General features: G+C 64.3%; 11 protein-coding genes. All 11 read left to right on the plus strand.

The window, feature by feature from the left end; genetic code table 11:
* Positions 1-282: 282 nt before the first annotated feature.
* The 11 genes from JF781_RS13485 to JF781_RS13535 all read left to right on the plus strand — a co-directional run bounded on the left by JF781_RS13485 (position 283) and on the right by JF781_RS13535 (position 12,155).
* Positions 283-477, plus strand: a complete 195-nt coding sequence (locus tag JF781_RS13485) for a hypothetical protein (RefSeq protein ID WP_225341199.1) — start codon at positions 283-285, stop codon at positions 475-477.
* 29 nt (positions 478-506) lie between these two features.
* A complete protein-coding gene (locus JF781_RS13490) occupies positions 507-1,043 on the plus strand; it encodes a hypothetical protein (protein ID WP_225341200.1) in 537 nt (178 codons plus the stop codon).
* A gap of 105 nt (positions 1,044-1,148) precedes the next feature.
* On the plus strand, positions 1,149-1,622 hold the full coding sequence (locus JF781_RS13495; RefSeq protein ID WP_225341201.1) for a hypothetical protein: 474 nt from the start codon (positions 1,149-1,151) through the stop codon (positions 1,620-1,622).
* A gap of 217 nt (positions 1,623-1,839) precedes the next feature.
* A complete protein-coding gene (locus tag JF781_RS13500) occupies positions 1,840-2,862 on the plus strand; it encodes a C40 family peptidase (protein ID WP_225341202.1) in 1,023 nt (340 codons plus the stop codon).
* A gap of 146 nt (positions 2,863-3,008) precedes the next feature.
* On the plus strand, positions 3,009-4,550 hold the full coding sequence (gene eccB, locus JF781_RS13505; RefSeq protein ID WP_225341203.1) for a type VII secretion protein EccB: 1,542 nt from the start codon (positions 3,009-3,011) through the stop codon (positions 4,548-4,550).
* Complete coding sequence (gene eccCa / locus JF781_RS13510) at positions 4,547-8,776, plus strand: type VII secretion protein EccCa (protein WP_225341204.1); 4,230 nt, start codon at positions 4,547-4,549, stop codon at positions 8,774-8,776. The genes eccB and eccCa overlap by 4 nt, the downstream gene beginning before the upstream one ends.
* A gap of 70 nt (positions 8,777-8,846) precedes the next feature.
* Positions 8,847-9,143, plus strand: coding sequence for a PE family protein (locus tag JF781_RS13515; protein WP_225341205.1), 297 nt, complete (start codon positions 8,847-8,849; stop codon positions 9,141-9,143).
* 29 nt (positions 9,144-9,172) lie between these two features.
* Positions 9,173-10,354, plus strand: coding sequence for a PPE family protein (locus JF781_RS13520; protein ID WP_225341206.1), 1,182 nt, complete (start codon positions 9,173-9,175; stop codon positions 10,352-10,354).
* Between the two features lie 162 nt (positions 10,355-10,516).
* Positions 10,517-10,819, plus strand: coding sequence for a WXG100 family type VII secretion target (locus JF781_RS13525; RefSeq protein ID WP_064880088.1), 303 nt, complete (start codon positions 10,517-10,519; stop codon positions 10,817-10,819).
* Between the two features lie 33 nt (positions 10,820-10,852).
* Positions 10,853-11,143, plus strand: coding sequence for a WXG100 family type VII secretion target (locus JF781_RS13530; RefSeq protein ID WP_082941557.1), 291 nt, complete (start codon positions 10,853-10,855; stop codon positions 11,141-11,143).
* Positions 11,144-11,243: 100 nt separating this feature from the next.
* Positions 11,244-12,155 carry an ESX secretion-associated protein EspG gene (locus tag JF781_RS13535; RefSeq protein WP_225341207.1) on the plus strand — a complete coding sequence of 304 codons (912 nt, stop codon included), beginning with the start codon at positions 11,244-11,246 and terminating at the stop codon, positions 12,153-12,155.
* The last annotated feature ends 41 nt before the right edge of the window (positions 12,156-12,196 follow it).

Consider the following 12,196-nt stretch of genomic DNA (forward strand, 5'->3'; position numbering starts at 1 on the left):
GGGCGGAGTTCGACGCCACCGGGTTGGCCGCCGGTGGCCGGCACCGCCGCCAGGTGTCCTCGCGTTGTCGAGCAACGTATGCGTGCGGTTGCGCAGCCCTCCGGCGTGTCATCACGCGTTCGGACTTTCGGCCATACGGTCTTTCCCATGACCGTCCGACATCCAGGCGAACGCTGTGACCAGCGTGTCAGCGCCAACCTCTGTGGAAATCGCCGCCCGGCTCATAAAGCAGGGGGAGGCCCAGCACTTGCGCGCCGGCCCCACGACAGTGAAGGAGATCTCGTGAAGAACTTCGTTCTCATGGCGCTGATGGCCAGCGTGCTTGCCTATCTGGCCTTGTGTGCGTACTGCATTGCTGCCACGGGCAGCACAGAGGGGCTTGCCGGAATCGGTGCGGCTGCGATCACCGCGGTGTGTGGCGTGGTCGCTGCGTACATGCGGCGTGGCGAAAAACGGCAGGACGACAGCGGCGATTGACGTGGCTGGCCACCTCCAGATCGGGCGGGGTGGCCAAGTTCGGCACCCACTCCATCAAGTCGTCGACGCCGGTGTGTTCGGCGTCGATCCGGCACGATATCGGCATGAGGCCAGAGGTATGGATTTCAATGACGACATCCGAGGTGACCTTCGAGAGCAACACGCCCGGTGGCCAGTGGGAGCATGTCGGCACCATCGATACAGCACAACAAGGCGATCTCACCAAGAACTTCCAGGTGTTGCTCGGTCTGCGCAGGACCGCGCCGCGGATCCCGGGCTTCTACCTGAGCGGAGACCCCGAAAACGCCTGGGTTCAAGCCGCTAAGCAAGATCCCACGACACAATCAGCGTTCTGGATTGCCATCGATCCCTGGGGGACCATGCGGACCTCCATTCACGGCGCCTCTGAGACCTACTTCGTCAGCAACGAGATGGCGACGGTGACCCGGTCATTGGCACGGCGTGCACCCCAGCCTCATCCGGGGCTGCGGGTGAAACCGGTGATGATCGGCATCAAGGTCAAACGCAACGACTACGGCCTGTTCACCCGGCAAGTGCACGAATAGATGCAGAGCCGGTCGGCCGGCGACATTGATGCGGCTTCTCGCTGAGCCAGGGGAGTAGGTTCCCGGCCCTGTTGGTCGCCGCTGGTCGCCGGATATTCTGGAGTGGTGAGCGCCGGCGGTTATGTGTCGCAGATCGACCGTTTGCTGACTTCTGCTGTGTCGGTCTTTCCTGACCCGTCTCGCAGTGTGGAGTGGGTCGGGTTGGATCGGCCAACGATCGCGGCCGCGCCGGCCGACGGCGGCGGCCAACTCGGCGAGGCGCTCGACCAGGCGACAGATACCTATGCGCGGATGGCTGCGGAAACTGAAGCGGTGCAGGCGGCGATCCGTGAAGCCGCGGAATCGGCTGCCGAGACAGCCCGGCAGGCAGCCATCAACATGGCGTCGATCCGGGACGCCGCCCAGTCCCAGGGGACAGCGATCATGCCGACCGAGGATCTTGAGACGGCCGAGCCGCACGACCTGAAGCTGTTGGTTGAGACGATGGATTCCAAGCTGGAAGCGGCACAGGATGTCCTCGGCACCACCCGTGAGAACTTCGAGCGCAACGCTGAGCGGCTACGGGCGACCTACCTGTAGCCGAGTGTGGCAGCAAAATCGCGGCTGCCAGATTCACTCGACCATCTGACCTGCACCGTCACGCGCGCCGCTGCGCGGATCTCGCGGATTCGCTCGACCACCCAGCAAACCACGCTGATCGGCATCAAAGCGGACAACTCACCCGGTTTGGGTGTGGTTGGGGGTGTGGGGTGGTGGTTAGTTTTGGTGGGTGAGTGGCGGGTCGGTTGGTGCGTATGTGGCGCAGGTCGATCGTGTGTTGTCTGCCGGTGTTGGGTTGTTTCCCGAGTTCGGTGGTCCGGGTCGGGTTGATGGTGGTGGGCCGGTGGTGCCGGGGGCTCCGTCGGGTGGTCGGTTGCAGACCGGTGTGGATGGTGCTGCTGGGAGTTATCGGCAGGGCTGGTCTGGTGTGTCGGGGTTGGATTCGGACACCAACACCGCGGCGGCTGATGGTCGTTCTGCCGGTGAGCAGGGTCGTGGTGGGGCCTCAGGGGTGCGGGATTCGGCGCGGTCTCAGGCGGCGGCGATCGCGCCGGCTACCGGGACTCCGGCGGGGTCGCGGTTGATGGTGTCGACGATGGATGAGCGTATGGCCGCGATGCAGCAGCAGATCGATACCACCAAGGCTCAGAACAAGTTGGTGGCTGCGCGGGTGCGTCAGTTGGCCCAGGCCTACCGGGCCAGTGCAGCGATGGGTGGTGGTGGCCGCGGGATGATGGGCGGTATGGGGATGCCCAGCTTCGGCGGTGGCGGCATGCCCGCCGGTGGCGGTGGTGGTGGTATCCCCGGACTCAACGCACTGGCAGGCCTAACCTCACTCGGCCGCGGCCAGAATGGTCACCGCGGCGCATCCGGCGCCGAACAGCAGGTCAATGCACTGTTCGGCCAGGGCCGTGCCCCGAACGGGACAATTGAGCGAGCTATCGCGTTCGCCAAAGCTCAGCTGGGTAAGCCGTACCGTCTCGGCGCGAATGGCCCTAATGTCTGGGACTGCTCGTCGTTGGTCCAAAAGGCCTATGCGAGTGCGGGGATATCGTTGCCACGCACAACGTATGAGCAGATTGGTGTGGGTATGCCGGTGTCGCGCAGCGACATACGAGCCGGAGACATCATCCTGCAGAATTTCTCGGCGCCCGGCGTTCCTGAGCATACGGCGATCGCGGTGTCGCCGACCATGCAGATTGAAGCGCCGAATTCCCGCGAGGTTGTGAAGTACTCGCCGATTCCCTCGGGGCCCATCGTGGTCAAGCGGGTCGCCTGACATCCGAGCCATCATCAGCCGCCTCGATCACTGGGCGCAGTGATCGGGCGGGATTCGATGGATTTTGGTGTGGTTGAGGGTGCTGGCCACCGTTAGTTTGGGGATACGCGAATGCGTTCGCCTGGGCGGACGGGGAGGTAGACGGGGTGGCTGAGCAGCAAGAACCGGATCAGAACGCGACTTCTGGTGGGTCGCGGTGGCGGGGCCGCGGGCTGGGCTATGCAACTCGGGTGCAGGTGACCGCGCACCAGTTCAATGCGCGGCGTGCCGTCACGGCATTGACCCGCTGGTATGTCGGCATGGAGTCCGATCAGCATCGCCGGCAGTCGATGGCTCATGTGGCCGGTGTGACCGTCGTGGTGGTGATCTGCCTGGGCGCCTTGTTTTGGTCGTTTCTGCGGCCGGCGGGATCGGCGGGGCAGTCCAAGATCATTGCCGACCAGAACACGAACGCGCTGTATGTGCGGGTCGGCGACACCTTGCGTCCTGTTCTGAATCTGGCGTCGGCGCGGTTGATCGCGGGATCTGCGGACAACCCTGCGCGGGTCCGCAACAGTGAGATCGAGTCGCGGCCGCGGGGAACACTGGTGGGTATCCCCGGCGCCCCGGACCAGCTGGCTGTGACCTCGCCGCCCAAATCGTCGTGGCTGGTGTGCGATGCGGTGACGAAAGCGTTCGGGGCCGGCGCCCCAGAGCCGGTGACGGTGACCGTGATTGACGGTCAGCCTGACCTGTCTGACCGCCGGCGGGTGCTCGACCCGCAGGATGCGGTGCTGCTGCGCTATGACGACGGTGTGTGGCTGATCCGCGACGGTCGCCGCTCCAAGGTTGACCCGGCCCAGCGCCCGGTCCTGTTGGCGCTGGGGGTGAGCGCCGACAACATTTCGTCGGCGCGGCCGATGAGCAAGGCGTTGTTCGATGCGATCCCGGTCGGATCGGCTCTGTCGGTGCCGATGATTCCCAAACTCGGTGAGCCAGCGGGCTTTCCGAAGGCCCCGGGTCCGGTGGGAACGGTGGTGTCGACGCCGCAAGTCGGCGGTGACCTCACGTACTCGGTGGTGCTGGCCAATGGAATGCAGACCGTCTCGCCGGTGGTGGCGCAGATCTTGCAGAACGCGAACGGAACCGGCGCGGGGATGCCGGTCCTGGCCGGCCCTGCGCTCGCTGACCTTCCTGTCACCGACAGCTTGGATGTCTCGGCCTATCCGGATCAGCGGTTGCGGCTGGTGGACACCGAGGCCAACCCGGCCACGTGTTGGTGGTGGCAGAAGACGATCGGGGAGGGCCGTGCGCAGACCTCGCTGGTGTCGGGTCCGACGGTGCCGATCGCGGCCGACAAAGTCGACAGGGTGGTGGCCAGGGCCAAGCCCGATCCGTCCGGCGCATTGGCTGACAAGGTGTACTTCGGGCCGGATGCGGCGAACTACGTGGCCTCCACGGGCAACGATCCCGCAGCGGCGACCGTGGAAACACAGTGGTTCATCTCGGAGTGGGGTGCTCGTTTCGGGGTGCCCCGCGATCAGGAGACAGAGCGCGCGCTGGGGTTTGGCACAGCGACCATCCCGGCTCCGTGGGTGGTTCTCAAGCTGCTGACGCTGGGCCCGGTGTTGTCGAAAGCGGATGCGGCGGTAACCCATGACATTTTGCCGACAGATCAGCAGCCAGGGGAATTGAGGCAGCCGAAGTGAAAAAGAGTTTTGGTCGCGAAACGGTTCTTGAGGCCCCGCGCAAAATCACGCCCAGGCAGATCAATCTGCTCGCTCCATTGAAAGTCCCTGTGCCAGAGGGCAAGCCGTGGTGGCTGGTCGTGGTGGCCATCGGTGTCATCGGCTTGGTCGGTGGCATCGTGGTGGTCTCGTTCGCCAGCGGTGCACGAACCTTCAACGGGGTAGGTGCGCTGTTTCCGATCATGATGGTTGGCGGCATCATCGCGATGCTGTTCGGTAGCCGGTTCGGCGGGGGCAACCAGATGTCGCGAGGCAAGATGGACGCCCTACGCGCGCAGTTCATGGTGAAACTTGATGAGCTGCGGCGCGACTCGGACCGGGCCGCAGATGATCTGGATGAGAACTTCCGCTGGTATCACCCGCCGACGTCGACGTTGGAAGCCGCGCTCGGTGGACGCAGGATGTGGGAACGCAGCCCGGCCGGACGCGATACCTGGTTCGGCGTCATTCGGGTGGGTGTGGGTATGACGTCGTTGAAGCAGGCGCAAGCGGTGTCCTTCGCCGAGCCGGCCGACATGCCCACCGATATCGAGATGGAGCCTGCGACCGGGGTTGCGCTGCAGGAGTTCGTTCGCGCCCAGCAGGTCACCTATGGAACACCGGCGTTGATTTCACTGCTCGTCGAGCCGGGTTGGCGGCTGGATGGCGATCGTGAGCGCGCGCTGGCGTTGATGCGGGCCATCGTGTGCCAGATGGTGTTCTCTCATGGGCCCGATCACCTGCAGCTGATCGCTGTCACCGATGACGTCGAGGAGTGGGATTGGCTCAAGTGGCTTCCCCATGTCGCCGACAACCGCGTCCAGGACGCCGCCGGCGGGTTGCGGATGGTTTACCCGTCGGTGCGGGACTTCTACGATGCGCAATACGGTGCTGTTCTGCAGGGTCGAGACCGGTTCAATCCGCGCCACGGCGCGGCCAAGGATCAGATCCAGCCGCTTCCGCACACGGTGATCATCAGCGACGTGTCCGATGGGTCCACGTGGAGCTCGTTGATCAACCCTGATGGTGTCGCGGGTGTCACGGTATTCGATCTACGCGGCGTGGTGCCCACGAGCGCAAATCCTCAGCGGCTGTTGCGGGTGAGTCCGACCGGCGACGTCGACGCGGTCCCGCGTGATCTCAACACCTTCGCCCCCGAACTCGACAACGAGCCGACATTCTTCGCCCGCGCCGACCAGATGAACCGGGAAGAGGCGGAGAATTTCGCGCTTGGGATGGCGCGGCAGCGGCTCTCTCAAGCGTACGAAATGATCGATGTCGCTGAGGATCCGAGCAATGGGCCAGCTCGCGACATACTCAGCTACTACGACATTGATGACCCCGCGAACATTGACTTCAACGCGTTGTGGGGTTCGCGCAGAGACATCTTGTCCGAGGACCGGATGATCGCTCCGTATGGCACGCGAGCAGACACCGGGGAGTTGCTGACGCTCGACATCAAGGAGACTGGCGCCGGCCCACACGGAATCATGGTCGGCACAACAGGGTCCGGCAAGACCGAGGGTCTGAAAACGTTCCTGCTCAGTTTGATTCTGGGTCACTCGCCGGCGATCTTGCAGTTGGTTCTGGCTGACTTCAAGGGCGGGGCGGGTGTGAAACCGTTTTTCGGTGCACCTCACGTGTCATGTGTGATGACCGACCTTGAAGATGACCAAACGCAGCTGGGCCGGTTCGTCGACGCCCTGTTCGGCGAGATCGCCCGACGCAAGAAGATGTGCGATGACATCAATGCCGGAGATGCGGAGGACTACAACCGCCGTCGAGCCGACGCGGCCCGCAACCCTAACGGTCCTCAGCTGGATCCGATGCCTCGATTGTTCGTTGTGGTCGACGAGTTCACCGAGGGCTTCAAGATGGACCCGAACTTGCCGGTCATCTTCGATCAGATCGTGCGCCAGGGTCGCTCGCTGTGGGTCCATCTTCTGCTGGCCAGCCAGGAAGTGGACTCCCGAGCTGACAAGCTGACGACCAACATTCGGTATCGGCTGGCTCTGCGAACCGACTCAACGGCCAGTGCAGCTGCGTCCGGAGTGCCGGCGTCGGCGAACCTGCCGAACAAGAAGGGACTGGGCTATCTGCGTGTCGGGCTGACGGACGATCTGACCAAGATTCAGTTCGAGTACATGTGGCGCGACTACCGCAAACCCGGCGCGGTCAAGGATGACGACGGCGATACCGATCTGTCGACGGGCTCGCTGGAATACTTTGAACCGCAGCTGTTCACGGTGGCGCCGATCGTGGTCGACGAGCCCACCGTGGACGAGGGTACGGCGCAGCCTGCCGAGACCGACAGCCCGCCGTCGTCGTCCTCTTCCGACGACGATGGCGCTATTCGTAAGCCCAAGGTCGGTGAGGTCATCATCGACCAGCTCCGCGCGATTCCGTTCGAACCGCATCGGTTGTTCGGTCCGCCGTTGGACAAGCCGAGCACGATCGACGACGTCGTCGAGACGTATCTGGGCCGGCCGTGGGACGAGCGCTACGCTGCCCAGCCCGATCTGGTGTTTCCGATCGGCGTCATCGACAGACCGTTCAAGCAGGACCAGCAACCCCTATTGGCAGATGGCACAGGCAATTTGATGGTGCTGGGTGGACAGAGCTCAGGTAAGACCACCACGCTGGTGGACCTTATCTGCGCCGCGGCGATGACGCATACGCCAGAACAGGTGCAGTTCTACGTTCTGGCCTTGTCGGGCACTTCCCTGGCGGCGAGCGTGCGCGATTTCCCGCACGTGGGCCGGGTCGCGACCATGCTGGAGGAAGACGCCATTCGACGGACGGTGGCAGAACTTCTGGAGCTGCTTACCGTGCGTCGTCGCGGATTCCTCGAGTGGGGTGTGACCTCGATGGAGGAGTTCCGCAACCGCAAAGCCGCTGTGCGCCGGCAGCCTGGGGAGCAGGCTTCCGCCGATCCGGTGGCCCAGGATCGGTTCGGCGATGTCTATTTGGTCATCGACAACTTCGCAGCCCTGACCGATCAAGCGTCGACATTCCGCGGCAAAGAGGTTCTCGTCGACGAGATCAACAAGTTGATCCGCGAAGGTGGCAGCTTCGGTATCCACGTGGTGGTGGCGGTGAGCAAGCCCCAGGAGTTGTCGCCCCAGATGCGTGACTTGTTCAACGAGGGTCGTATCGAGTTGAAGGCCGACGAGACGAACGTGCGGCTGGTGAAGTCCTCGGAAGCCAAGAAGGTTCCTAGTAACCGCCCGGGCCGCGGCATGGTCGCGCAGAACTATCTGCGAGAAGGGTGGGATGTGGTCGGCCTGCATACCATGATGGCGCGCCCAGCGTTGCGCGGAACTGGAGAGCGGGTGTTCGAAGCACAGAGCGTGGTGGCGAGGGTGTCCCAGCTGGCCGAGGGTTACCGGCCTGCCCCGCGTGTGCGCCAGCTTCCCAATCGCGTCGAGCTTGCGCAGCTGCGCAAGTCCGCTGCATCTCATAATCATGCTGGTGCGGTGTGGGCGGTCAACGAGTTCTCGCTGCCAGTGGGGTTGGATAACGCCCGTTCGCCGTTCCTGGTGGTCACTGGCAGCCGGCAATGTGGTCGCACGACGACATGTGCGGCGATCATGTCCGAGATCGGCCGGGTGTATGCGCCCGGTTCATCGAAAGCGGTGCGGGCTGTTGACGACACCCGGCCTTCGGCCCAGGTCTGGTTGATCAGTCCGAGCCGTGAGCTGCTGCGGGTGCTCGACGAGGGCTATGTGGAGGCCTTCTCCTACCGCACCGACACCACTGGACAGCTGGCCGAACGTCTCAGCACGGTTTTGGCTGACCGGCTCCCGCAGGCTGACCTGGCGATGGATGCCACGTTCGAGAAGTCTTGGACGGGCCCGGAGATCTTCCTGGTGATCGACGATGCCGAGCGCCTGCCGGCGGGCTACAACCACGTGTTCACGCCGTTGATGGAGGCGGCAAACGCCGCCGAAGATGTCGGACTCCACATCATCTACAGCCGTCAATTCGGTGGCTGGATGAGCGTGGCGGGACGCGATCCCCTGCTAGCAACAATGATGCAAGCAAACGCAGATTTGCTGGTGATGGATTCCGATTCGGACGAAGGGTTTGTTCGCGGAAGATGGAAAGGCCATCCGATGCCCCAAGGGCGCGGATTCTTGATGGGTACCGGTGGATCGGGATCATACGTGCAGGTGGGATGGGTTCCGGTGGGTACCGAGAATGCTTGATTTTGGGTACGGCGCGACGTTTAGTCCGCCGTTATGCTGAGTCTGAAATCGTGACGTCGGGAGGAAACGCATGTTTACGCACAACGACCCCGCAGCAATGGTGGCAACCGCTGGCGAACTGCAGGCACTTGGCTCGACCATGACGGCAACCAATGGCGCCGTCGCCGCTCCGACCACCGGTGTTCTCCCGCCGGCGGCCGATCCCACCTCGGCACTGCTTGCCCTGTCGTTCGCCACTCATGGCGGGGTGTACCAGGCGGCAGGCGGGGTGGCGACGGCGGTCAATGAGATGTTCGTGACCACGATGGGTGTGGGGGCCGGCAGCTATGAAGCCACCGAGGCCCTCAACGTTCTTGCGTCGATGTAGCAGCGGCGAACCTTCGATCTGACTAGCAGATGACTGATTACGGTGGTCTTCCTCCGGAGATCAACTCCGGCCGGATGTACGCCGGACCTGGTTCGGGCGCCATGGTCGCGGCCGCGACTGCATGGCACACACTGGCCGCGGAGCTGGGCAGTGTCGGCGCGGCTTATCAGGCCGTCGTCGATGCCCTGCTGACCACCTCCTGGCAGGGACCGTCGTCACTGTCGATGGCGACCGCGGCCGCACCGTACGTGACGTGGATCTTGGCCACCGCGGCACAGTCCGAGGCGGCAGGTCTGGCCGCCACTCAGGCAGCCGCGGTGTTCGAAACCGCCCGGGCCGGAGTGGTTCCACCAGCGGCGATCGAAGCCAACCGCAATGCCTTGCAGACCCTCATCGCCACCAACTTCATGGGCGTGAATAGCGGCGCGATCGCGGCCACCATCGCGGCATACGACGAGATGTGGGTGCAGGACGCCACGGTCCTCTACGGATATTCCGCGGACGCCGCAGGGGTGTCTAGTGGCCTGGCGGCGACGCCGTTCATCCCACCGCCGCCGAACACCAACCCGGCGGGCCTGGCCGCGCAAGGCTTGGCCGTCACAGAGGCGGGCGGGAAGGCGGCGGGCAACGCCAGCGAGAAAGTCGCCAACGCGAGCCTGCAAACCACCTCGATGCCCGGCAACGTGGATGCCCAATCCATGCTGTCCATGGGCCCACAGTTCATGAGCATGATTCCGCAAGCGCTGCAAGGGCTTTCCCAACCTGCGACCGCACCGCTGCAGAGCATGGGCCAGTTTCAATCGCTGCTGAGCCCGCTCATGGGGGCGATGAACAACCCCGGCTTGACCAGCGCCGTCAATGCCTCGGGCATGACCGCCGCGCCTACAGGCGCCCTTTCGGCACTCAGCGGAGGTGGCGGCGGCCTGGTCAGCGGGGGCGCGGGTCCGGTGTCAGCGGCCCTTGGGCGCGGCGGCAGCATCAGTGGTCTGTCGGTGCCGGCGACATGGGCGGCCGGCACCCAGAACGGTGCGACGACAAACACCACGGTGGTACCAGCGTCGGCGACCACGCCGACCGGCGCGGTGCCAGCATCCGGGAGTACCGGCATGGCCGGCGCCCCGGTGGGTGCGATGGGAGGCCGTGACGGCCAGGGGGACGGCGGGCGGCCCGGCTACGGGTCGGTGGTACGGGTACTGCCGGATCCGCGATGACGAGCAGGCAAACTCGAACCTGTGTGATTGACACAAAGAGGGGGTCAAAGATTTTTCCAACCAATTTCTTTTGACCGTTGCAGTGGCATATCCCGCCACTAGACTTCGAATTGCGGACAGCAAACACGAATTTGAACTGCCATTTCCGACAAGGAGATACACATGAGCACGGTGGCAAACTTCCTCAGCGATCCCGCGGCGATGCGCGACTACGCCGGCCGGTTCCACGGAAACTCCCAGACGATCGACGCCGAGTCGAAGAAGGCCTGGGCTTCGGCGACCGGGATCGCCGGCGCAGGCTGGACGGGCAACGCCAATACGACGTCGACGGGGACGCTCGAAGAAATGATGCGGGCATTCCGCAACATCGTCGACATGACGCAGGGCGTCAGCGACAAGCTCAATCGCAGCGCCGACGAATACGAACAGCGCGAGCACGAATCGACGCAGATTCTGTCGAGCTAACGACAACCCGGCATCCCTGAGGAGAAATCAACCATGTCACAACCGATGAAGTACGGATTCGAAGATGTCGACCACCACGGCATGACCCTGGCCGCCCAGGCCGGACAGCTGGAGGCGGTACATCAGGCCATCCTGCGTGACGTCGAAGCGTCCGCGGAGTTCTGGGGCGGCGCGGGCAGCAACGCCTACCAACAGTTCGTCACCGAGTTGGGCCGCAACTTCCAGACCATCTACCAGTCGCTGAGCGAGCACGGCAACAAGGTGCGCACAGCCGGCAACAACATGGCGCACACCGACAGCGCCGTCGGCGGTTCGTGGATCTAGGCCCACGCCCAACGACTCATCGCGGCGAGAAGCGGCGGCACCCTGCGACATGGGTGCCGCCGCTTTGCCGTATTAACGACATCGAGAAACGAGAGCAACAATGAGCGCGACACGCGAGTCTGCGGCCGACGTGACCGTGAACATGCCAGCCCTGTGGGTGCTGCAAGCGATGCTCGGAATCCCACGTCTGGCACCGGAATTGGAGGCGTGGCCCTACGGCGCTGCCCGCAGCGACGAGTGGCTCGACGGCCATCCTGCGGTCGAAGGCCTACGCGAGCAAGGCATGGTCGGCCCTGACGGACGGGTTATCGAATCACTGGCCCGGCGGCTTCGCGTTCTGGCGGTTCCCGACGTTGAGGTGGCAGTTCAGGTGGGCCCGGGCGCGCGGCAACAGTCCATTCCCGATCTCGACGATCCGAGCACATGGCGATCGATCCCGGACGGGGAGTTGAGGGTTGTGCTCGCTCGACAGGACGGACGCTGGGTGTCGGCCGTTCGCGCTGGGGACGACGTGACGATCGACGACGTCGACGGCGGCGGCGATGCTCGTTGGCTGGCCGGCCTGGTCGTCGGCCTGCTCGACACTGTGCATCCATGTGGGCCGTCACGGATGACCGCGATCAATGTGCCGTTGGAGGAGATCCTGACGGCCGCGGCCGAACGAGCCGGGCTTGAGGCGGATTCGCCGCAGCGTGACACCGCGTTGCGCACCATGGGCGTGCGGGCGGCCGACCTCGTCGAGCTCGGTGAACTCATGGATGCGCCGGTGGCCGAGGCGGTGCTGTATGCGCGGGCCTACGACGAAGCGGCAGTACACACCAGTTCCTCCACACTGGATGTCCGTGACAGCGATGCTGGCAGGGTTGTGCTCTATCAGTTGCCCGCGGTCCGCGGCGCTGCGCAGGAATGGATGACGATCGCCCCGGGCAGCGCAGCCCAGATCGAGCAGGGGGTGAAGACGGTGCTGGCAGGGGTGGGGGTTCGGTCATGGGAGACGCATCGGCGCGCATGACATGCGAGCCGATAACGGCTGGTCATGGTGGACAACGCGCG

This window comes from Mycobacterium sp. WUMAC-067, from assembly GCF_020217485.1.
Taxonomy (GTDB): domain Bacteria; phylum Actinomycetota; class Actinomycetes; order Mycobacteriales; family Mycobacteriaceae; genus Mycobacterium.